Consider the following 20273-nt stretch of genomic DNA (forward strand, 5'->3'; position numbering starts at 1 on the left):
GTTCGAGGACCCAGCGTTTTGTGGTGGTGCAAACCGCGTTAGTCTCACCGAGGCAATAAGGAACTACGCCCAGTTCGGAGCCTGCGACCGCCAGGCTCTCTCGTACGTTCGACCGCCAGACCCAAGCGAAATGGCAACGCTGACATGACGCCCAACCCTACGTATATGGACTCCCCCGGAAATCAAGGAAACTGAACGATAGGTTTGGCAGCTGGAAAGCGCATGCAGTCGTATATCCGGCATCTGGTGTGGGTTCTCTATGACCCGTGCCGACATGGAATCTGCTCACGGTACGCCAATCGGTACAAGCGGCAGGCAAGCTGCCGGGAGAGTTATCGGCGTCAATCCGTGTCGGTGCGATCCGTTTAGCCATGATGGGCGATCAGTCTCAAACCAAATGGCCTCCGCGATTCCCGGGGCGATTCAGTTTACTGTCCTGGCTGTTCAGGTGGTAGCGCCGTGAAGAAAAATCCAAGCTTGCGGCCAAGCAGCAAGCAAGCTCTCCACCCAGATCCTGTTCCGCCCGCCCACCACTCGCCTAGCTTAATGGCATAATCCCCGCCCGTTTCCTTGCGAAAGACTCTCCATGAAAATCAAGCAATGGCAGGGGTGGGGGCTGGGGGTGCTGGGCTTGGTGGGGGTGGCGGCCCTGGGCCTGGGCTGTCTCAGCCAGCCTTTTGTCCAGCCCCGGCCGTCCTCGCCGCCGCCCGCCGATCCGGAGCGGCTGGAAGCCCATGTGCGGCGGCTGGCGGTGGATTTCTACCCGCGCAGTTTCGAGCAGTCCCTGCATCTGGAGCAGACGGCCCGCTATATCGAGGCGGAGCTGCGCGCCAGCGGCGCCCGGGTGGCGCTGCAGGAGTTCTCCGTGGAGGAAAGCCGTTACCGCAACATCGTGGCCCGCTTCGGTCCCCGCTATGGTCCCCGGTTGGTGGTGGGGGCCCACTACGATTCCCATGGGGATGTGGCCGCGGCCGGGGCCCCCAGTCCGGCCAGCCATACCCCGGGGGCGGATGACAACGCCAGCGGCGTCGCCGGCCTCCTGGAACTGGCCCGGCTCCTGGGGCAGCACCCGCCGGCCCAGCCCGTGGAGCTGGTGGCTTACGTGCTCGAGGAGCCGCCCCACTTCCGCACCGGGAACATGGGCAGCGCCCGCCATGCCCGGGCCCTGCGTGAGGCCGGTCAGGAAGTGCGGCTGATGCTGGCCCTGGAGATGATCGGCTACTTCCGGGACGAGCCCGGGAGCCAGACCTATCCCCTGCCAGGCATGACCGCCCTTTACCCCGACCGGGGCAATTACATCGCCTTGGTGGGCCGCTGGGGCGACTTCGGCGCCATGCGCCGGGCCAAGGCCCTGCTGGCCGGGGCCGGGACCCTGCCCGTGCATTCCATCAACGCGCCCCGGCTGGTGCCGGGCGTGGATTTCTCCGACCACCAGAGCTACTGGAACGAGGAGTATCCGGCCCTGATGCTGACGGATACCGCCTTCTACCGGAATCCCCATTACCACCAGGCCGGCGACACCCCGGAAACCCTGGACTACCGGCGCATGGCCCAGGTGGTGCAGGGAGTGTTCGCCCTGGTGCATGGGTATTGAGGGCCGGGGCCATGGCCCCGCTGCCCGGATCAATGCTAAGGTCTGCCCCCATGAAACTACGCCGCCTGTTCCTTTCCCTCGGCCTGCTGGCAGGCCTGATCTACCTCGGGGGCTGCGCCCTGCTGTACCAGCAGCAGCGGGCCCTGATCTACTTCCCCCGGCCCTTCGTGACGGCGGAAGGCAGCGGCCGGCTGACCCTACCCGGGGATGAGCAGACCCAGGTGCGGGTCACGGTCTGGCCGGGCCGGGGGAGCGGGGCCCTGCTGTTCTTCGGCGGCAATGCGGACGACCCCCACCTCAGCCTGCCGCTCCTGGCCCGGACCTTTCCCGAATACACCCTGTACCTGCTCCATTACCGGGGCTACGGAGAGAGCGGCGGCACGCCTTCGGAGGCTGCCCTGGTGGGCGACGCCCTGAAGCTCTATGACCAGATCCAGGGCCAGCATGCCCGGGTGGTGGTGCTGGCGCGCAGCCTGGGTACCGGGGTGGCGGTGCAGCTGGCCGCTGCCCGGCCGGTGCAGGGGCTGGTGCTGGTCACCCCCTACCGGAGCCTGGTGGAAGAGGCCCGGAGCCGCTACCCCTATGTGCCCGTGGACTGGCTGCTGCAGGACCGCTTCGAATCCTGGCGCTACGCGCCCCGGGTGCAGGCCCCGACCCTGATTCTGGGGGCGGCGGAGGATCAGGTGATCGCCCCCGCCAATGCCGAGGCCCTGGCCCGGGACTTCGCCCCGGAGCGGGTCCGTTACCGGCTGCTCCAGGGCGTGGGCCACCAGAGCATCCTGGACGACCCGGCCTACCCGCAACTGCTGCGGGAAGCCCTGGCCGAGCAGGCCGCCGGGGAGGGCCGGCCGGGGGCCCCATGAACCTGCAGTTCCTCGGCACCTCGGCGGGCATGCCCACCCGGGAACGCAACCTGAGTGGTCTGGCCCTGAGCCTGGAAAACGAGCGGGGCTGGTATCTGATCGACTGCGGCGAGGGCACCCAGCACCGGCTGCTACAGACGCCCTTTTCCGCCCGCAGCCTGAAGGCGGTGTTCATCACCCATGCCCACGGGGACCACTGCTACGGCCTGCCGGGTCTGCTCGCCAGCGCTGCCATGGGCGGGCGCACGGTGCCCCTGCCCATCATCGGGCCGGCGGCCCTGGCGGACTGGCTGGCCGTGACCTGGCGCTGCAGCGGCGCCAGCCTGCCCTTTGCCACCCCTCTGGTGGCCGTGGAGGCCCTGCCGGAGTGGAGCGACGGCGCCGTCCAGGTGAGCACCCTGGCCCTTTCCCACCGGCTGCCCTCGTTTGCCTTCCGCTTCACCGAACTGGGGCGGGAAACCCGGCTGGACACGGCCCGGCTGGAAGCCGAAGGAATCCCCCAAGGCCCGCTCTGGGGCCAGCTGCAGGCAGGGCGGGACGGGGAGTACGCGGGCCGCCTCCTGCGCGCCGCCGATTACCTGGTGGCGGCCGGCGCCCCCCGGCGGCTCATCGTATGCGGCGACAACGACCGGCCGGAGCTGCTGGCGCCCCACTGTGCCGGGGTGCAGGTACTGGTCCATGAGGCCACCTACACCCTGGAGCAGGCCGCCCGGGTGGGGCCGGAGGTGGGGCACTGCGCCGCCGGCAGCATTGCCGCTTTCGCCCAGGCGGCGGGGCTGCCCAACCTGCTGCTCACTCACTTCAGCCCCCGTTACCAGTCCGACCGTTGCCGCACCCCCTCCGTGGCCGACCTGGAAGCCGAAGCCGCGGCCCGCTACCGGGGCCGCCTGTTCCTGGCCGAGGACCTGGCCCGCTACCGGCTCGAGCGCTCCGGCCTGCTGCAGCTTCTGGCTTGATCCCTGAAACCCTGTTGGAACCCCGTAAGCGCGGTGCAAACGCCGTCCCGTTTTTGCCCGGCTTGCCCAGCCGTCCTTGCGCCGGGCCGCCGCAGTGAGATCGATTGCCCGGGAATAACTTACCGGGCCAGCCCGGTGAAATCGGCCAGGCTGTCGCCCACGCCGTAGCGGCCCTTGGCGTCCCGCTGCAGGCGGCCCAGGGCGATTTCCGGGTCGTGGGTGAACACCAGGCGGCCGTTCCGGGCGGCCAGGTCCGTGAGGATGCGGGTCTTTTCGTCGATCAGGACTTCCGGGTAGCGGTCATAGCCCATGGTGATGGGCAGATGCACCCAGGGGGCTCCGGGCACCAGGTCGCCGGCGAACAGCACCGGACCCTCGGGCATGTCGATTTCCGGCAGCAGCTGGCCGGGGGTGTGGCCGTCGCTGAAATGGAAGCGCCAGCCGGCGCCCAGGGTGGGTGAGCCGCCCCCGTCCTCCACCAGCTCCAGCCGGCCGCTGGCTTCGATCAGGTCCAGCAGTTCGGGAATGTAGGAGGCCCGGTCCCGGGCGTGGGGCTGGCGGGCCCGCTCCCACTGGCGGCGGCCGGTGATGAAGCGGGCCTTGGGGAACAGCAGGCGGGGCGGCTGCCCCTCCGCCCAGGCCGCCAGCAGGCCGCCGGCGTGGTCGAAATGCAGGTGGGTGAGCACCACGCAGTCGATGTCCGCATCCGTCTGGCCCCGGGCTTCCAGGCCGGCCAGCAGGGCGTGGCCTTCTCCCTCGACCCCGAAGCGGGCCTTCAGCTCCGGGCTGAAGAAGGCGCAGTCCCCGGCTTCCACCAGCACCCGCCGGCCCGGCTCTTCCACCAGCAGGGAGCGGCAGGCGATGCGCACCCGGTGCAGGTCGTCGGGGGCCAGCCAGCGTTCCCACATGGCCCGGGGGGCGTTGCCGAACATGGAGCCGCCGTCCAGGCGCTGGCTGTTGCCGGAAAGGGTGCTGAGGGTACGTTGCGGGGTCATGGGGGTCTCCTGGTCTTGTGTTGATCTGTATCCGGTCACCGGGCGCGGCCTCCAGGGGCGCGGCCCATAAGGTTGTGACGGGTTTCCGGCTGCCGGGTTCCGGCAGGACGGGCAAGTATAGCGATGAAAACCGGAGGCAGAAATTCAGGGTGCGTCAGCTCGGGGCCGTCCGGGAGGATCAGTCCTCCTCCTCCCACAGCTGGCGGTACAGGTACAGGGTGCCGCCGACAAAGCCGATGCCGATGCCGATCAGGGCAGCGATTTGCAGGAGGTTCATCCAGCCCCGCCAGAACGCCAGGCCCAGCAGGGCGAGGCCGACGAACAGGATCAGGGCCGTGCCCGCTTTCTCCCGTCTGGACATGGGGGGCAGGCCCAACAATTCAGGGCTCCTGTTTCAGGGCGGCGCACAGGTCTTTCAGGTAGGGGTAGGCCCGGCGCAGGGCGTCCACCTCTTCGGGTTCCAGCAGCTTGACCGTCACCGAGGCGGGGGTCTCGCGCCGGGCGGTTTCCACCAGGACCGAGCAGATCTTTCCGTCAGGGGTCTTGCACAGGAACTTGGCGCTCAGGCCCGGGCCGCTTTCGTCGGTGCCGAAGGGCAGGTAGTCTCGCAGCAGGACCTGGGCTGCGCTGCCCTGGAAGCAGGCTCCCGTTTCGTCCAGGACCGCCTCGGCGGTGCGGAGCAGGGTTTCCACCTCCCGTTTCAGCCGGGCCCGTTGCTCCAGGTAGGCCCAGCCTATCCAGGCGGCGAGGAGGATCAGGGCGGCGGCAAGGAGGGTCATGGCGTCTGTCGGGCGATGGTGGAGGGTGGGCGCCCGCCTCAGAGGGGCAGGGCGCTGGAGGATTTCAGCTGCCGCAGGGAGAGGTTGGAGCGGATGGCGGTCACCCCGGGCAGGCGGCGCAGCTGGTCCCGGACGAAGGCCCCGTAGGCGTCCAGGTCGGCGGCGACCACTTGCATCAGGTAGTCGCAGTCGCCGCTGACGTTGTGGCAGGAGAGCACCTCCGGCAGCCGGGCCACCTGTTGTTCGAAGTGCAGGGGCGTTTCGCCGGCATGGTTGCCCAGGGTCACCTGGACGAAAGCCACGACCCCGAAACCGAGCTTCCGGCGGTCCAGATTGGCCTGGTAGCTTTCGATGTAGCCCTCCGCCTCCAGCCGTTTCAGGCGGCGCCAGCAGGGGGTTTCGCTCAGGGCCAGCTTCTCCGACAGGCGGGCGTTGGAAAGCCGGCCATCGGCCTGCAGCTCGCGCAGGATGGCCCGGTCCGTGTCGTCCAGCGGGGTGTTGGGTGGATTCATTTCCATGCTCGCCTGATTCTGGAGGATTCTTGCTGATTTTACGGATTTCAGGGCGGATAAAGCGGGGAAATTTCCCGCTGCCTGTGGGAAGCTCTGTCCTCCTTGACGCCCTGCCGGGGTTCCCATGCCCGATCCATCCCACCTGCTGCTGTTCGTGGCCGCCCTGACGGCGGTCTATCTGCTGCCCGGCCCCGACATGGCCCTGGTCATCGCCAGTTCCTCCCTCCAGGGCGTGCGCCATGGCTTGATGGCGGCCCTGGGGCTGGCCTTGTCGCGCACCCTGCATGTGACCCTGTCCGCCCTGGGGCTGGCGGCCCTGTTCCATGCCCATCCCCTGCTGTTCGACCTGGTGCGCTGGCTGGGGGCGGCCTATCTGTTGTTCCTGGCCTGGAAGCTGTGCCGCGCCGGTGCCGGGGAACGTCCGGCCCCGGGGGCCGGGGCGGGCGCCGGCTGGGCGGCCCTGAAGCGGGGCTTCCTCACCAATCTGCTCAATCCCAAGGCCCTGATGTTCTGCGCCCTCCTGCTGCCCCAGTTCATCTCTGCCCGCCATGAACTGGCCGGGCAGTACCTGCTGCTCGGCGCCATCCTGGTGAGCCTGGGGCTGCTGTTCGACGGGCTCTACGCCCTGGCCGCCGCCCGACTCGCCCGGCGGCTTGCGGCGGGGCCGGTGCCCAGGTTGTCCCGGCTGCTGTTTTCCGGGGTGTTCGGTTTTGCCGCCCTGCGCCTGGCTTGGGGCGGCCAGTAGTTCAACCTAAAAACCTCACCACGGAGACACAAAGACACAGAGAAGTTCAAAAAAACAATGGCTTGCATTATCTTCTGCGCTCACCTAGAAAGTGACCTGGCCTTCCAGGACAAGTCTTTGTTTTTCCTCGGCGTCTCTGTGCCTCTGTGGTTTAACTGAGGTTTTAAGGTTCATTCCTGCTCTGCCACCGTCACCGCCCACCAGGGCCCCTGGGTCTGGCCCAGCTGGGCGGCCCAGTACCAGGCCGAGACGTCGCTCCACTGCCCGCCGCCGGCATCGCTGATCCGTTCCCGCACCAGCAGGCGGTTGCCGTTGCGGCTGGCCAGGTAGCTGGACCAGCGCTGTTCCCCCTGGCGCAGCAGGGGGCGGTTTTCCAGGTGGTAGCCGTTGGCCTTGAAGCAGTCGGCGCTGGGGTGCAGCTTGCGGGTTTCCCGGGTCACCCAGCGCAGGATGATTTCCCGGCGGCCGTCGCTGAAGCGTCCCACCTGGCCGGGAAAGCCCTGCTGGAAGCTGGCTTCCAGTTCGCTCAGGGGCAGGGGCGTGAGGGGGCGGCCTTCGAAATGGCTGGGCCAGCCGGGAAAGGGGGTTTCCGGCGCGGCGCTGCCGCTGCCGCTCCGGACCAGGGGCAGCAGGGCGCACAGGGCGCAGAGCAGGAGGAACAGGCGGCGGCTCAGCATGGGCGGCGCCTGTCGATGCGCTGCATGGCTTCCAGGATGCCGGCCCCGGCGGCCAGGAACACGGCCAGGCCGGTGGCGTCGTGGACCCAGGGGGGCAGCTGCAGCAGGCCGCTTTCCAGGTAGAACAGGGCGGCGGCCCGCAGCCCGTTGGCGGCCACCACCGCCACCAGGGTGAGACCCAGGGCGAGCAGGGTCTGGCGGGGGGTGAAGCGGTGCCAGGCCGCGGCGGCGGCCATCAGGAACAGGCCGGACCAGAGCATGCGCACGCCGCTGCAGGGGGCATCGATGGCGATTTCCTGGCCGTTCCAGAGCAGGGTGGCCCCTTCGAGCTGTACCGGCAGGCCGTGCAGGTCCAGGAGCAGCAGGGTCAGATGGCCGGCCAGGACGCGCAGGGGATAGCCCAGGTAGAACTGCAGGGAGGCGGCCAGGGGCAGGGCGAGCAGGAGCAGGCCGGTGAGCGGCAGGTCCAGGCGCCGCCCCAGGCGCCAGGCGCTGAGCAGGGCCCCCAGGGTGAGGGCGGCCAGGCCGGCGCGCAGGGAGAGGGGCAGACCCGCCAGGCTGGCGGCGCCGTACAGGCCCAGTCCCAGCAGCGGCAGCAGCAGGGGCTGGGGCGGGGGCTGCCGGGCCGGTTCCCGGCCCAGGGCCAGGGCCGCTGCCAGTAGCGCCAGGAGGCCCCAGGGATCGTTGGAGCCATCGAAGCTGCCGCGCAGGTACCAGAGCAGCACCGGCCAGAAGGCCGCCAGCAGGGCCAGGAGCAGCAGGGGGGAAAGGGGCGCCGGGCTGGAAGCTCGGGCTTGCTGCGCCCCTGTCCCGAGGCTGGAACCCTGGCGGTGGTCGGATGCGCGGTCGGCTATCAGGCCAGATACGCCGCCCAACCCAGGCTTGCCGGAACCGGTGGTCTCCGCCAGGGCGGCGGCAGGGGTCGGGCCGCCGGGCTCCCCGGCGGGCGCGGCGGTGCTGGCGGAAGGTGGATGCACCTTGCCGTCCTCAGGCCGGCAGGGCCGTCGGGGCCGACCTGGAGCCGGCCTGCCGCCGGCGCCGGAACTGCCAGAGCAGCAGGGCCAGGACGGCCAGCATCAGGGCCCATTCCTCGGGCTCGGGGATGGTCGGCACCCGGGCGTTGTCGGGCCGGTCCAGGCCTGCCTCGTCGTAATCCTCCGCTTTTTCCAGGACCACGGCGCCGCTCACCGGGGTCACCAGCCGGTAGCTCAGGGCCAGGGCGGTGGCGGCTTTCTGGTCCGGCTTGGGCTGGTCCAGGAGGCGTTCGATCTCCCCGGCGGCCCAGAGCCGGGCCGGGTGGTCCGAGGTCCGGGGCCCCTGGGGCCGGGCGCCCGGCGCCTGGGGCTGGCGCAGGATGCGGATTTCCTTGGCGCCGGGCTGCCAGGCGGCCAGCTGTCGCTCCAGGTCCTGGCGCAGGTCGCCGGTGACCGGCAGCACCCGCAGGGCGGCCAGGGGTTCCAGGGCCTCCAGCACCCGGTTGGGGCCGGGCTCGGCTTCCAGGGTCAGCAGTTGCACCCGGTTGCGGCGCTGCTGCAGGCCCTGCAGCAGGGGTTCCATGCTGCCCAGCAGCTGGGCCTGGGGACCATGCACCCAGAGCAGGGTGGCGGCTTCTCCCTCCGGTGCGGCGGCGGCCCAGTTCCAGGCGGCCAGCAGGGCGGCGCTGTTGTCCTGACCGCCGGTGAAGTGCTGGCTGGCCAGGGCCTGGGCGGCCTCCTGAGGCGTGCGATGGCCTCCCTGAGGCGGGTTGTCGTCGCTGGCGATGAAGAGGCCCAGTTCCACTGTAGCCGGCAGTGCCGCCAGGGCCTGGCTCAGGGCCTGGGCATGGGGAGCGAGGAAGCGGGAGCCGTCCACCACCAGGGCCAGGCGGCGCGGCGCCCGGACGGGGCTTTCCTGATAGTGCTGCAGCAGGATGCCCTTCTCTTCGGCGCCCAGGGGGCCCCAGACCGTACTCATGCCCGGGTCCCGCTCCAGGCCCACCAGGGGGCCGCGGCCCAGCTCGGCATCGGGAATTTCGCCGCGCAGGGCGTAGGTCCGGGACGGGGCCGGCTCGGTGCGCAGCAGGGGCGTGCCGGTCAGGGGGCCGTTGGCTTCCAGCCAGACCGCGTGGCGGAAATCCTCGGCCATGCCGAAGTTGCGTTCCCGGAAGGCGGGCAGCTGCAGGCGGGCCTGGCGCAGATTGTCCATGACCAGGGGCACGGTGATGCCGATGCGGACCTTCATTTCGCCCCCACGGGCGGGGATGGGAAACAGCTGCACCATGATCCGGTCCCGCCCGGCCGTGGTCACCAGCACCGGGTCCCGGCGGGCCTGGACCACTTTTTCGTAGGCGCCCCGGGTGGCCGAACGGGTGCCGAAGGCGGCCTCCTGTTCCTCGCCGTTGATCCACAGGGTGAGGCGGGACACCACGGCGCCCGGCGGCAGCAGAATCTTGCTGCGGGCTTCATGGGTCGTGCTGGCGTCATTGCGATACACCTGGGTCCATTCCAGGTAGGCCGTGCTGGCCTGGGCGTCCAGGGAACCCTCCAGGCGGGAGCCCACCAGGCTCACCTCGGGGATGGCGCGGCCCACGGCGCTGCCGCCCCGGAGCTGGAATTCCATGCTGCGGTCCCGGTAACGGTTGTAGGGGCCGTGGAGGGGCGGCATCTGTTCCAGGGCGGTCTTGCCTGTGACCCGGTAATAGATGTCCTGGGCCTGGTTCTGGCTGACCTGTTCCGTGCCCGGGAACCAGGAGGCCAGCAGGCCCAGGGGGCCGGAGAAGGGGGTGAAGTAACCGTAGGCCTGGGACAGCATGGTGTCTTCATGCCCCACGCGCCGCAGCAGGTCCACCCCGGCCTGGCGGGTGGCGGGGGATTGCGCCATGGTCATCTGCAGGGCGACGCGGGTCAGACCAGGGCTCAGGTCTACCAGGGTCAGGGCGATCAAGGCCAGCAGCACTCCGCCCACGGGCAAGGGCAGTGATCTTTCCTCCCGGGCCAGGCGCTGCTTGAGCAGGCGTCGGCCGCGGATGGCGGCGATCAGGGAAAGCACGGGGGAGAGCACCAGAAACCCGATGCCGAAGGCCACGATGGCCAGTAGCCCGAAGGGGGTCAGGGGCAGGAACACCAGAGCGTAATAGCTGGCAACACCCAGGGCCAACCCGTTCAGCCAGTTGAGGGCTTGCAGGTGGTGCAGCTGTTCCTGGCCCAGGGCCCGGTAGAGCAGGCCGTTGGCCAGGGGCACCAGGGCAATCAGCAGGGCGTGTATGGGTGTGGGGATGGGGTCCATGAAAAGGTCGCCCAGGAGATGCAGCCCGAGTTCCGCGCCCAGGGCCAGCAGGGGCAGGAGCACCCCCCAGATGAGCAGAAAGCGGGGGGCGCGGGGCGGGCCTGCTTCGGCAGGGGGCTGGGCGGTGGCAGGGGTGTCGCTCATGGTAAGGGTCCGGTTCGGGTTTAACTGTTTGGCATTATCCCGCAGGGCGGCGGAAATGCCTCATGCCCGGCGATGATGACGGCGCCGGATGTGGAGAACCGGGAGCGGCGGTGAAGGGAAGGTGAAGTGGGGGAGGCTGCCAGCGCTGCAGCGCTGGCAGCCGACGCTCAGGCCGCAGCCCGCAGGGTCTTGGCGGCGGCCACCATGTGCCGCAGCGCCGCCGTGGTTTCCGGCCAGGCCCGGGTTTTCAGGCCGCAGTCGGGGTTGACCCAGAGCCGCTCGGGGGGAATCACGGCGGCGGCCTTTTCCAGCAGCCGCACCATTTCCGCCACGGCCGGCACCCGGGGGGAATGGATGTCGTAGACCCCGGGGCCGATTTCGTTGGGGTAGCGGAATTCCCCGAAGCCCCGCAACAGTTCCATGCCCGAGCGGCTGGTTTCGATGGTGATCACGTCCGCATCCAGGGCGGCGATTTCCGGCAGGATGTCGTTGAATTCCGCATAGCACATGTGGGTGTGGATCTGAGTCTGGTCGGCGACGCCCGAGGCGGCCACCCGGAAGGCCCGGGTCGCCCAGGCCAGGTAGGGCTTCCAGGCTTGCCGGCGCAGGGGCAGGCCTTCCCGCAGGGCGGGTTCGTCAATCTGGATCATGGCGATGCCGGCGGCTTCCAGGTCCGCCACCTCGTCCCGGATGGCCAGGGCGATCTGCAGGGCGGTGTCGCTGCGGGGCTGGTCGTCGCGCACGAAGGACCACTGCAGGATAGTGATGGGGCCGGTGAGCATGCCCTTCACCGGCCTGTCCGTAAGGCTCTGGGCGTAGCGGCTCCAGGTCACGGTCATGGGGCCGGGGCGGGAAACGTCACCGTAGATGATGGGCGGCTTGACGCAGCGGGAACCGTAGGACTGGACCCAGCCGTTGGCGGTGAAGGCAAAACCGGCCAGCTGTTCGCCGAAGTACTCCACCATGTCGTTGCGTTCGGCTTCGCCATGCACCAGCACATCCAGGTCCAGTTCTTCCTGGACGCGGATCACCCGGGTGATTTCCGCCCGCATCTGCTGTGCGTAGGCTCCCTGGTCCAGGGTGCCCCGCCGCAGGGCGGCCCGGGCTGCGCGGATTTCCGGCGTCTGGGGAAAGGAACCGATGCTGGTGGTGGGGAACAGGGGCAGCGCGAAGCGCTGCCCCTGCAGGTGCTGCCGCCGGGCGTAGGGGCTGGCGCGCCGGTCGGCGTCGGCGGGCAGGCCGGCCAGGCGGGCGGCCACCCGGGGATCGTGCACCCGGGGGCTGGCCCGGCGCCCGGCGATGGCCTGGCGGTTGGCCTCCAGGGCCGCCGCCACCTGGGCCGGATTGCCGTCCAGGGCCTGCTGCAGGAGTCCCAGCTCTTCCAGCTTTTCCGTGGCAAAGGCCAGCCAGGAACGGATGTCCGGCGCCAGGGCCGTTTCTTCCTCCAGGCTGAAGGGCACGTGCAGCAGGGAGCAGGAGGGGGCGATCCACAGTGGCCGCTGGGCCGCCAGGGGGCGCAGCACTTCCAGGGCGGCGTTCAGGTCCGTGCGCCAGATGTTGCGGCCATCGATGATGCCCACGGAAAGCTGCTTGTGGGCCGGCAGCCAGTCGGCGATGGCAGCCAGCTCCCGGGGGGCGCGCACCCCATCCACGTGCAGACCCGCCACCGGCAGCTGGCAGGCCAGTTGCAGGTTGTCCTCCAGGGGGGAGAAGTAGGTGGCCAGGAGCAGTTTCACCGGGCTGGCGGCGAGCCGGTTGTAGGCTCCTTCGCAGGCCACCCGCCAGTCGGCCGGCAGGTCCAGACCCAGGATGGGCTCGTCGATCTGCACCCACTCCACCCCCAGCTGGCCCAGGCGGGCGAGAATCTGGCCATAGACCGGGAGCAGCCGCTCCAGCAGTGCCAGACGATCATGGCCGGGCACCCGGCTCTTGCCCAGCCAGAGGAAGGTGAGGGGCCCCACCAGGACCGCCTTGACCGGATACCCCAGGGCCCGGGCTTCCTCCACCTCCGCGAACAGGCGCTCCGAGCCCAGGTGGAATTCCGTTTCCGGCCCGAACTCGGGGACCAGGTAGTGGTAGTTGGTATCGAACCACTTGGTCATTTCCAGGGCCGGCCGGCCGGAATCCGGCGCCCCATTTTCCGCCGCCACCCCCCGGGCCAGGGTGAAATAGCGGGCCAGGGGCGCTTCCTGGCTGCTGAAGCCGAAGCGGGCCGGCTCGCAGCCGAGCAGCTGGATGTGGTTGGCCATGTGGTCGTAGAAAGCGAAATCACCGACGCTGACGAAAGCCAGGCCGGCTTTCCGCTGCAGGGCCCAGTGCCGGGCCCGCAGCGCGCGGCCGACACTTTCCAGTTCGTCGGCGGAAATCTCGCCACGCCAGTGACGTTCGAGGGCGAACTTCAGTTCGCGATGGGCGCCGATGCGGGGAAAGCCGAGGGTGTGAAGGATGGTCATGGGAATTACCTCAGGAAAATCGGTGGCGCCACTCTAGGGGGGGTAACCCATGAAGTAAAATGGTCTTATCTCAACAATTAATGAGGATTTTTCATAAATGATAGAGCGCATCCACCTGGCCATCGTCCGGGAAGTGGACCGGCAGGGCTCCCTGACCGCCGCTGCCGACGTGCTCTGCCTGACCCAGTCCGCCCTGAGCCACAGCATGAAGAAGCTGGAACAGCAACTGGGTACCGCCATCTGGCTGCGGGAAGGCCGCAGCCTGCGCCTGACCCAGGCCGGTCGCCACCTGCTCCATGTCGCCGACCGGGTCCTGCCGCAACTGAGTCTGGCCGAGGAAAGGCTGGCCCAGTTCGCCCAGGGGGAACGCGGCACCCTGCGCATCGGCATGGAGTGCCACCCCTGCTACCAGTGGCTGCTCAAGGTCGTGGCCCCCTACCTGGCCAGTTGGCCGGACGTGGATGTGGATGTGAAGCAGAAATTCCAGTTCGGCGGCATCGGTGCCCTGTTCGCCTACGAAATCGACCTGCTGGTCACCCCCGACCCGCTCCACAAACCCGGCCTCGCCTTCGAGCCGGTGTTCGATTACGAACAGGTGCTGGTGGTCAGCCGCCAGCACCCCCTGGCCGGGCTGGAGTTCGTCGAACCGGCGCAGCTATCCGCAGAGGTGCTGATCACCTACCCGGTCAGCATCGAGCGGCTGGACATCTTCAACCTCTTCCTGCTGCCGGCTGGCGTGTCCCCCAAGCGCCATAAGATCATCGAAACCACCGACATCCTGCTGCAGATGGTCGCCAGCGGCCGCGGCGTCAGCGCCCTGCCGCGCTGGCTGGTCGAGCAGTACGCCAGCCAGCTCGACATCGCCCCGGTACGCCTCGGCCCCCGGGGCATCGCCAAACAGATCTTCCTCGGTGTGCGCGACAGCGAAACCGGCATCGACTACCTCAGGGCCTTCATCGAGCAGGCCAGGCATCTGAACGGGCGGGGGGCGGAGGAGGGGGCTCTGCTGCAGAACGCTTTGGAACCCGTGCTTACCGAACGGGCATGAATTTGCCCGGTCTGGGTGGTTGTTCAGGACAAGGGCATTGGTCTTTGCGTTACCATGGGGACGCCCGAGAAGCTGCGCTTCTCGGTTCCCTCTGGTCCGCAGCCTCCGGTCTCCCCTGAGCTAGCACCTTACCCGCACACCCGAACCTATGCCGCACCTCGAACCAATCACTCCCGGATTCAGTACCGCCGACGCCGAGTACCCGAATATCACCGCGAAGAACGGTGTGCTCACGCTAACGTTCCGGACCTGGAAGACACAAGAGATCGAAGTGTGCTTTTCCGAGGTCTGTGCGTTTCGATGGCAGGAAGCAGAGTTGCTGCTTCCTGGTGAACCCCACGATGGTGCTGTCGAAGTACTTAACTCGGAGTGGCTTGCGCTTCATGTCTCTCAGGGCGCAATTCCCGAAGAACAGGCTGCTCATCATTACCGTTTCAACTTCAACGCATGCGGCCAATTTGAGGTGCTTTGTGGTTCATTCACCGTTGCTGGCGAACCATCGCCTCTCGGTACCCTGTCGGCTTCGACGCAGGGGGGGCCTCAAGCTACACGCCGGGCATCGAAACCATGAGCCTTCAGCAACTCCTTCTCGGCCTTTGCCTATTGCCGCTCACCGCTACGGCCGACCCATCGTTGTCTTCCGGGCAAGAACGCCTGCTCGGCGAACTTCGCTCGTGTCTCGACGCCTTGCCACGGCGGAGTGCCTCAACCATTGTTTCTCCCTGCGCCGAGAAGGACGTCCGGTCGCTATTGGGTATCGCGCGCGTCACCTTTCTTGCCAAACTGGGGCGCCCCGACTGGTGCAGTACCGCTCAGGAGCAATTCATGCCGTGGTCCGAACAAACCTGCGTGTCTGCTCCAACCTGGGGATATTCGTTCTATCGTATCCCCGCACTTGGTGGCGGCCCGGAGCTTCAGCTCACATTCAGCAGTCTCCAGGAGGCTACCGCTGTCGAGTGGGTACATACACGATGAGGCGATGCCCTCCCATCCTTCCTCCGCATCTGAGCGAAAACCCGTGCAGGTCCGGTGGAGTCAGCCGTTAGCAGGCTGGTGAGAAACTCATCGTGCTTTCCGATTTTCTTTCCCTGCCGAGATTTTTTACGGGGCGGCAGCCCCGGCGGCCCGGTTTTTCGGGCCTTTTTGCCCTTTGTCGTGGGGCTTGTGGCCCCATTTTCCCGCTACCGGGCCGGCGGCGGGCGCACCTCGCCCTATGTGGGCAGCAATTTCATCCTCGGCGCCAGCAAGGTTTGCAGCCGGGTCAGGTTGTAGGCGGCAAAGCAGAGAAGCGCTTGGCCGGCGAGTTTGGCCACGCCCTTGTGGCGGGTCTTCCGCAAGCCGCCGACGGTCTTGATCCAGCCGAATGCCTCTTCAATCATCTTGCGGCGCTTCAGGCTCAGGGCGTAGCCCTTACCCCGAGCCGTACGGCCATCGACCGCGCTGCCGCTCGTCTTCCTGGCCACGTGGGCCTTGATGCCCAGGCCCTGAAGATGGCTCACGAAATCCGCCGTGTCGTAGCCCTTGTCCGCGCCCACCGTCGCCCCAGACTGGACGGTGCGGCCGATCATGCGCTTGGCCGCTTCCCATTCGGCAGTACCGCTGGCCTGGGTGGTTTCCACATCAACGACGAGGCCGTTGCGGTTCTCGGAAAGCGCATGGGTCATGAAGCGCAGCTTGGCTTCGGTGAATTCGCCCTTCTTGAACAAGCGGGCTTCTCCATCGGTGGAGCTCTGATGAGTGGCGTTGCTGCGCTTCTCGCCGCTGAAATCCACGCTCGGATTGCGGCCCGACGGGCGATCCGGGCCGCCGCCATCCTTCCGGACGAAGCTCTTGTGGCTCGCCCAGGCATCAATCAGGGTGCCGTCCACACTGAAGTGCTCGTCGGAGATGAAGCCCTGCCACTCGGCCAGCATCAGGACTCGGCGGAAGAATTCCCGGGCAATGTCCTCCGAGAGCAGCCGGTCCCGGTTGATGCAGAACACCGTGCGGTCCCAGGTGGGATCGTCTATGCCCAGGCCAACGAACCAGCGGAAGAGGAGGTTGTAGTCCAGTTGCTCCATGAGCTGGCGCTCGCTGCGCACCGTGTAGAGGACCTGCAACAGGAGCGCTCGCAACAGCCTTTCCGGGGCCACCGAGGGCCGACCGGTATGGGAATAACGGGCATCGAAAAGCGCCGACATGCTGGCCAGGATGGCGTCTACCAGAACCCGCAGCCGGCGCAGCGGGTGCTCCACAGGAATCCGATCCTCCAGGCTTACGTAGCTGAACATCGCCCCCTGCATCACATCTGCACCGCGCATCGTCCCTCCCGAAATTTAGGTTCTATCTTTCAGCCCCGAGTCTGCCCACTTTCCCGCATCACGCCAAGGGCTCGGACTTTCTCACCATCCTGTTAGGTGAGGCCTGTATGCCGCTCTTATGCCCTTTATGCCAAAAATCAATTCGCGTTTCTTCTGTTCGTTCGTCTTTTGCTTGCCCTGCTTGCGCCAAAGGCATTTACTCTAACTACCGGAGGGTTTTGTCCTGGTTAATCCCGCTGTGTGTTCTTGCTGAAGCTATTATTTTTTGGTTGTTGTATCAGGCAACGGACTCGTTGTTGGTTACGTTTTACGCCTATGGGTATGTGTTCCCCTTGTCGGGCTTCATCCTCTATTGGTTTGGCGTTCGCTCTTTCGTGAAGTTCAGTTGTGCTTCAGTTACCGCCGGAGAGAGCATAAGCAATATGCCCCAGGCTCCTAGCGATTAAGGTTGGATCGTGATCATGAAGCGAACCGCGATCAGGCCTTTCTTATTCGGGTGCTATTGCCCTGCTTATCTCTGGAAACAATGGGGGCATTATCCTTAGCGTTACCATTGCGCTACTGCCCAGCCTTACGCTATGGTAGGAATTAATTCATCGTGAGGTCGCTGGATAGGCGACCCGTTCGTCCGGTGGTATGGGTGGGGCTGTGAGGCTTCTTCCTGTCACAACTAGAAGGCTAAATGATGCGTCCCGGTTGGAATCCCGCTCGTCGTAACAGGCATGTTGGTACCAAGGCCCATGGTCATGGTGCCAACAATAGGCTAACCATCCCTGAGTCGTGGTATGGGCTTGAGCTTCAGTGTTATTTCGAAAAGCTGAGCTCTTACGTTGTTGTCACAAAATCGATTGGGGAACGTGAACTCAAGTTCTTCGTTGAGCCAACTCGACCAGACTGGTTTTATCCGTGTACGGTAGATGATATCTGCGTTGTCCTTTCTCATTGCGACTTTGATGCTCTCAACTCGTTTGACTTTGTTGTTATGCGTCAGCCAACGAGAAAGCAACATATTTTGTGTCCGGTCTGGGGGCGGGCCATATTTTCATTCGACATTGACAAGTTTAGGGGGGCTGCGATTGTTATAGAAGCGCAAAACCTTATGCCAATTGAGTGGGGTGGGCCGATAGTGCCCGAGCGGGCCCGAGAGCTTGAGCGTTTGCGTAAGGATGGGCATGAAATTCGTAACATCCGACGCGGTATTCAAATCCGTACGACTCCAAATTCGCTACGCAATACGGTTCTGTACCGAACTTTTCTTCATGAGATTGGCCACCACATTGACTATAACCAATCCTCTGACGATGAGTGGTATGTCAAGACGAAGTCCATGAAGGAAGATTACGCGCATCGCTATGCATCAGAACTCTACGGGCTTTTGTCGAAACAGGGGGCCTTGCCTTTTGGCCCTATTGTTGATGACAGATCATTTCTGGCAGATGGTTTGAAGCGTGAGTGGTTTTGCCTTCCGTAAAACTATTTAACGGTTGAAGTTATTGGTCCGGCCAAGTTAAAGCAGAAGATCTTGCAAAGGGCTTAAAGGCTTTTCCGCCGACCGGCTTCGGGAAAATGATCCAAGTAAATCCAGATACGTTCAAAAAGGAACTTGCTGATAAAACAGGTGTGATTTTCTTTAAAGGCTACTGGCCTCGCGGAAATGAATCTGAAGAGACTGGAAGTGGAGATCATATCGACCTATGGGGTAAAGATAAGATTACAGATGGCAGTATGTTTTTTTAGGTCAATGTATGGGTTTTTTGGTGTTCTATCAGACCTGAGTCATAGCAAGCAAATCTGGTTCTGGGAGGTGAAGTGAAGTCACTTCTTTTATCTGTTTTTTTAGTCATTTCTGCGTTTGTAATAAATTTTGGAATTTATTTGTTATCGTATAATAAAATAATATTCCCGTATCTGACAGAATCCCAGCGCATGGATATTGCTCCAATTATATTCTCCAGTGTTTTACTGGGTTACTTGGCATCATCAGTCGTTATTGTGGTTCTAATGTTAGTGGCAAAAAAATACATAATAAAATAGGGGCCAGGCCCCTATTCCACGGTAACCGCGTCCGGGGGGCTTTATTTCTCTAGAATACGTGCTCATGCCGTGCGATTGACTTCGGGAGGGCGCTCCATACAATCCCAATAACCCTTGCCTGTATCGCCGCGATGGCCTCCTGCCCGCTTCTAAGAACGTTTTTAGGTACAAAATAATCATGCAGCAGCCCACTGTAGGGCCTCTCCGAGGCTGGACGCACCATGGATTTTGAGCGGAAACGGAAGACGGCGTTTGCGTTTGACCTCTTGGGATTCCTGCTGATCATCGTGGGGTTCATCCTTTTTCTCGCCACGCTTCCTTGTCGCCGCTTATGCCAGCCTATCTCACTACCCATCAGCGCCTGGCTCGTTCCCTTAATTGCCGGCTGCGTAATGCTCTGCATCGGGGCTTGGCTCAAGCCAAAGTTTTGGTGGGGCCGAACGCGCTTCACTACACCTACCCGCGACCCGCTCCATGAGTGCCAGGCCCCATCCCAAAACTGCAAACGTTAAAAAGCTCCAACGAACAGGGGGGCGGGATTAGAGGAGGAGAAAGCGCATGGCGCTGAAGAAGAAAGGCAAATACTGGTACGGAGATACGTCGGACGACATCCGGGAAGAAGTCGTTCGGTACAGCGCCAGCAATGCTTACTGTGCAACAAAATTTGCTCAACCCGTCTGCGTTTGCGGCAGCACGACGTTCAAATTGGAATCCGATGAAGATGAAGGAGTTGGCCGGCGAACTTGTACCTCCTGCCACCAAGTACATCTCATCGGGGACAGCGCTGAGTACGAGGCCGGTGCTGAGTTCGAAAGCCACCTGTGCGTGTGCGACGGCGAGCAGTTTGAGCTGATTGTTGGCGTCGCACTGTATGAAGGTAGCAATGATGTTCGCTGGTGCTACATCGGGTGCCGCTGCACGCAATGCCAACTCGTCGGAGTCTTCGCTGATTGGAAGTGTGAGTCCGGAGATGCTGATGCCTTTCTCGCAGAGGCTTGACGATTAAGCTTGAACCTGTTAGGGGAGCAAGCCGGTCCGGTTTTCCTGGAAACAGGGGGCCGGCCGGCTACCGGGAACTGCACCAGCTCGGCACATCAGCAAATCGACCCATGGTCCGTGGTGGCTGCCCAAGACATCGGCATGGATCTTTGCATTACCATGGCACGCTTACAACAACTTGGGACTCCCCGGCCTTGGGCCATGGGAACGAAATGCCGGATGTGACCAGTCCGTCCGGTGGTGTGCTAGGGGCCGTGAGGCCTCTGCCTATCTTGGACAGGCGTCAGGAAGACACTCATGGACGACTCACAGCTGCTTCAGAGCCTGCGATCCCGCTTCAACTCGGGCGAGAAGATGAAGTTCCTCTTTTTCTGGGGGCATCAGCCGGCAAAGTGTGGCGTTACGGCTTCATGCTTCAGCCAGTGGTACAGCGCGCCGTTTGTCGTCGGAGGCCGCTGCTACCCGACAGCGGAACACTTCATGATGGCCGAAAAGGCGTCCCTGTTCGGCGATCACGAGATGAAGAAACAAGTGCTCCAGGCTTCCAGTCCAGGGGCCGCCAAAGCTCTTGGTCGGCAGGTCCGTGGCTTCGATGAGGCTGTGTGGCTTGAGCACAGGTTCGCAATAGTCGTTCGAGCCAATGAAGCCAAGTTTGGGCAAAACGCCGAACTCGGTCAGTTTCTTCGGCAAACGGGAGAGCGCATCCTTGTTGAGGCGAGTCCTGTTGACAGGGTCTGGGGCATCGGTCTCGCCCAAGACGACGAGAAGGTTACAAATCCTAATCAATGGCGTGGGCTCAATCTTTTGGGTTTCGCGCTCATGCAGGTGCGCCGTGATGCCTAGGCTTTTGACATGAAAAATAGGGCGTTGATGAGTCGCCCGATGGCCCGGAACCGACTTTTTCTGCAAC

The 20273-nt window shown here is 64.9% G+C and carries 19 protein-coding genes and 1 pseudogene; 11 read left to right on the forward strand and 9 right to left on the reverse strand.

Annotated elements, in window-relative coordinates; translation table 11 throughout:
- The 4 genes from G474_RS24565 to G474_RS0106170 form a co-directional block, all read left to right on the forward strand.
- A partial coding sequence (locus G474_RS24565) for a CPCC family cysteine-rich protein (RefSeq protein ID WP_211228075.1) occupies positions 1–148 on the forward strand: 148 nt, incomplete at its 5' end.
- Between the two features lie 438 nt (positions 149–586).
- On the forward strand, positions 587–1594 hold the full coding sequence (locus G474_RS0106160; protein ID WP_084513607.1) for a M28 family peptidase: 1008 nt from the start codon (positions 587–589) through the stop codon (positions 1592–1594).
- Positions 1595–1644: 50 nt separating this feature from the next.
- Entirely contained in the window at positions 1645–2457 is an 813-nt protein-coding gene (locus G474_RS19800) for an alpha/beta hydrolase (RefSeq protein WP_051281981.1), read from the forward strand.
- Complete coding sequence (locus G474_RS0106170) at positions 2454–3413, forward strand: ribonuclease Z (RefSeq protein WP_026686206.1); 960 nt, start codon at positions 2454–2456, stop codon at positions 3411–3413. Before G474_RS19800 ends, G474_RS0106170 begins: the two co-directional genes overlap by 4 nt.
- A gap of 119 nt (positions 3414–3532) precedes the next feature.
- On the opposite strand, the gene G474_RS0106175 is transcribed toward G474_RS0106170, so the two are convergent.
- The 4 genes from G474_RS0106175 to G474_RS0106190 all read right to left on the reverse strand — a co-directional run bounded on the left by G474_RS0106175 (position 3533) and on the right by G474_RS0106190 (position 5699).
- Entirely contained in the window at positions 3533–4408 is an 876-nt protein-coding gene (locus tag G474_RS0106175) for an MBL fold metallo-hydrolase (RefSeq protein ID WP_026686207.1), read from the reverse strand.
- 178 nt (positions 4409–4586) lie between these two features.
- Entirely contained in the window at positions 4587–4769 is a 183-nt protein-coding gene (locus tag G474_RS0106180; RefSeq protein ID WP_169729502.1) for a hypothetical protein, read from the reverse strand.
- 19 nt (positions 4770–4788) lie between these two features.
- Positions 4789–5187: a hypothetical protein gene (locus tag G474_RS0106185; protein ID WP_026686209.1), complete on the reverse strand. Its 399-nt coding sequence runs from the start codon at positions 5185–5187 to the stop codon at positions 4789–4791.
- A gap of 38 nt (positions 5188–5225) precedes the next feature.
- On the reverse strand, positions 5226–5699 hold the full coding sequence (locus G474_RS0106190) for an Lrp/AsnC family transcriptional regulator (protein WP_211228068.1): 474 nt from the start codon (positions 5697–5699) through the stop codon (positions 5226–5228).
- 124 nt (positions 5700–5823) lie between these two features.
- Between G474_RS0106190 and G474_RS0106195 the strand changes: the two genes are divergently transcribed.
- Complete coding sequence (locus G474_RS0106195) at positions 5824–6444, forward strand: LysE family translocator (RefSeq protein ID WP_026686211.1); 621 nt, start codon at positions 5824–5826, stop codon at positions 6442–6444.
- A gap of 170 nt (positions 6445–6614) precedes the next feature.
- On the opposite strand, the gene G474_RS0106205 is transcribed toward G474_RS0106195, so the two are convergent.
- The 4 genes from G474_RS0106205 to metE form a co-directional block, all read right to left on the reverse strand.
- A complete protein-coding gene (locus G474_RS0106205; RefSeq protein ID WP_026686212.1) occupies positions 6615–7121 on the reverse strand; it encodes a hypothetical protein in 507 nt (168 codons plus the stop codon).
- Positions 7115–8098, reverse strand: coding sequence for an archaeosortase/exosortase family protein (locus G474_RS19805; RefSeq protein ID WP_051281983.1), 984 nt, complete (start codon positions 8096–8098; stop codon positions 7115–7117). The genes G474_RS0106205 and G474_RS19805 overlap by 7 nt, the downstream gene beginning before the upstream one ends.
- A 10-nt stretch (positions 8099–8108) precedes the next feature.
- Positions 8109–10529: a VIT domain-containing protein gene (locus G474_RS0106215; protein ID WP_026686213.1), complete on the reverse strand. Its 2421-nt coding sequence runs from the start codon at positions 10527–10529 to the stop codon at positions 8109–8111.
- Between the two features lie 167 nt (positions 10530–10696).
- Positions 10697–12982 carry a 5-methyltetrahydropteroyltriglutamate--homocysteine S-methyltransferase gene (gene metE, locus G474_RS0106220; protein ID WP_026686214.1) on the reverse strand — a complete coding sequence of 762 codons (2286 nt, stop codon included), beginning with the start codon at positions 12980–12982 and terminating at the stop codon, positions 10697–10699.
- Between the two features lie 97 nt (positions 12983–13079).
- Between metE and G474_RS0106225 the strand changes: the two genes are divergently transcribed.
- Together G474_RS0106225 and G474_RS22655 are read left to right on the forward strand one after the other, a co-directional pair.
- Positions 13080–14030, forward strand: a complete 951-nt coding sequence (locus tag G474_RS0106225; RefSeq protein WP_026686215.1) for a LysR family transcriptional regulator — start codon at positions 13080–13082, stop codon at positions 14028–14030.
- 148 nt (positions 14031–14178) lie between these two features.
- Positions 14179–14601, forward strand: coding sequence for a hypothetical protein (locus G474_RS22655; RefSeq protein WP_211228069.1), 423 nt, complete (start codon positions 14179–14181; stop codon positions 14599–14601).
- Between the two features lie 640 nt (positions 14602–15241).
- Here the strand turns inward: G474_RS22655 and G474_RS0106235 are convergent.
- Entirely contained in the window at positions 15242–16330 is a 1089-nt protein-coding gene (locus G474_RS0106235) for an IS5 family transposase (RefSeq protein ID WP_026686217.1), read from the reverse strand.
- 682 nt (positions 16331–17012) lie between these two features.
- On the opposite strand from G474_RS0106235, the gene G474_RS23250 reads away from it, so the two are divergent.
- The 4 genes and pseudogenes from G474_RS23250 to G474_RS0106245 all read left to right on the forward strand — a co-directional run bounded on the left by G474_RS23250 (position 17013) and on the right by G474_RS0106245 (position 20206).
- Complete coding sequence (locus tag G474_RS23250) at positions 17013–17801, forward strand: hypothetical protein (protein WP_156919179.1); 789 nt, start codon at positions 17013–17015, stop codon at positions 17799–17801.
- 47 nt (positions 17802–17848) lie between these two features.
- A pseudogene (locus G474_RS22660) lies at positions 17849–18067 on the forward strand (T6SS effector amidase Tae4 family protein); the annotation flags it as partial.
- An 855-nt stretch (positions 18068–18922) separates the two neighbouring features.
- Positions 18923–19363: a hypothetical protein gene (locus tag G474_RS0106240; protein WP_026686218.1), complete on the forward strand. Its 441-nt coding sequence runs from the start codon at positions 18923–18925 to the stop codon at positions 19361–19363.
- A gap of 297 nt (positions 19364–19660) precedes the next feature.
- Positions 19661–20206, forward strand: a complete 546-nt coding sequence (locus G474_RS0106245; RefSeq protein ID WP_026686219.1) for a riboflavin biosynthesis intermediates N-glycosidase — start codon at positions 19661–19663, stop codon at positions 20204–20206.
- Positions 20207–20273 lie beyond the last annotated feature (67 nt).

The sequence above is a fragment of the Azovibrio restrictus DSM 23866 genome (assembly GCF_000429665.1).
GTDB lineage: Bacteria > Pseudomonadota > Gammaproteobacteria > Burkholderiales > Rhodocyclaceae > Azovibrio > Azovibrio restrictus.

Bases quoted from the DNA above. Each gene is read 5' to 3' on its own strand.
- G474_RS23250 (WP_156919179.1), top strand. From the start codon at position 17,013: ATGATGCGTCCCGGTTGGAATCCCGCTCGTCGTAACAGGCATGTTGGT.
- G474_RS0106185 (WP_026686209.1), bottom strand. From the start codon at position 5,187: ATGACCCTCCTTGCCGCCGCCCTGATCCTCCTCGCCGCCTGGATAGGC.
- G474_RS0106175 (WP_026686207.1), bottom strand. From the start codon at position 4,408: ATGACCCCGCAACGTACCCTCAGCACCCTTTCCGGCAACAGCCAGCGC.
- G474_RS0106205 (WP_026686212.1), bottom strand. From the start codon at position 7,121: ATGCTGAGCCGCCGCCTGTTCCTCCTGCTCTGCGCCCTGTGCGCCCTG.
- metE (WP_026686214.1), bottom strand. From the start codon at position 12,982: ATGACCATCCTTCACACCCTCGGCTTTCCCCGCATCGGCGCCCATCGC.
- G474_RS0106240 (WP_026686218.1), top strand. From the start codon at position 18,923: ATGGCGCTGAAGAAGAAAGGCAAATACTGGTACGGAGATACGTCGGAC.
- G474_RS0106195 (WP_026686211.1), top strand. From the start codon at position 5,824: ATGCCCGATCCATCCCACCTGCTGCTGTTCGTGGCCGCCCTGACGGCG.
- G474_RS0106235 (WP_026686217.1), bottom strand. From the start codon at position 16,330: ATGCGCGGTGCAGATGTGATGCAGGGGGCGATGTTCAGCTACGTAAGC.
- G474_RS0106245 (WP_026686219.1), top strand. From the start codon at position 19,661: ATGGACGACTCACAGCTGCTTCAGAGCCTGCGATCCCGCTTCAACTCG.
- G474_RS22655 (WP_211228069.1), top strand. From the start codon at position 14,179: ATGCCGCACCTCGAACCAATCACTCCCGGATTCAGTACCGCCGACGCC.
- G474_RS0106215 (WP_026686213.1), bottom strand. From the start codon at position 10,529: ATGAGCGACACCCCTGCCACCGCCCAGCCCCCTGCCGAAGCAGGCCCG.
- G474_RS0106170 (WP_026686206.1), top strand. From the start codon at position 2,454: ATGAACCTGCAGTTCCTCGGCACCTCGGCGGGCATGCCCACCCGGGAA.
- G474_RS19800 (WP_051281981.1), top strand. From the start codon at position 1,645: ATGAAACTACGCCGCCTGTTCCTTTCCCTCGGCCTGCTGGCAGGCCTG.
- G474_RS0106160 (WP_084513607.1), top strand. From the start codon at position 587: ATGAAAATCAAGCAATGGCAGGGGTGGGGGCTGGGGGTGCTGGGCTTG.
- G474_RS0106180 (WP_169729502.1), bottom strand. From the start codon at position 4,769: ATGTCCAGACGGGAGAAAGCGGGCACGGCCCTGATCCTGTTCGTCGGC.
- G474_RS0106225 (WP_026686215.1), top strand. From the start codon at position 13,080: ATGATAGAGCGCATCCACCTGGCCATCGTCCGGGAAGTGGACCGGCAG.
- G474_RS0106190 (WP_211228068.1), bottom strand. From the start codon at position 5,699: ATGAATCCACCCAACACCCCGCTGGACGACACGGACCGGGCCATCCTG.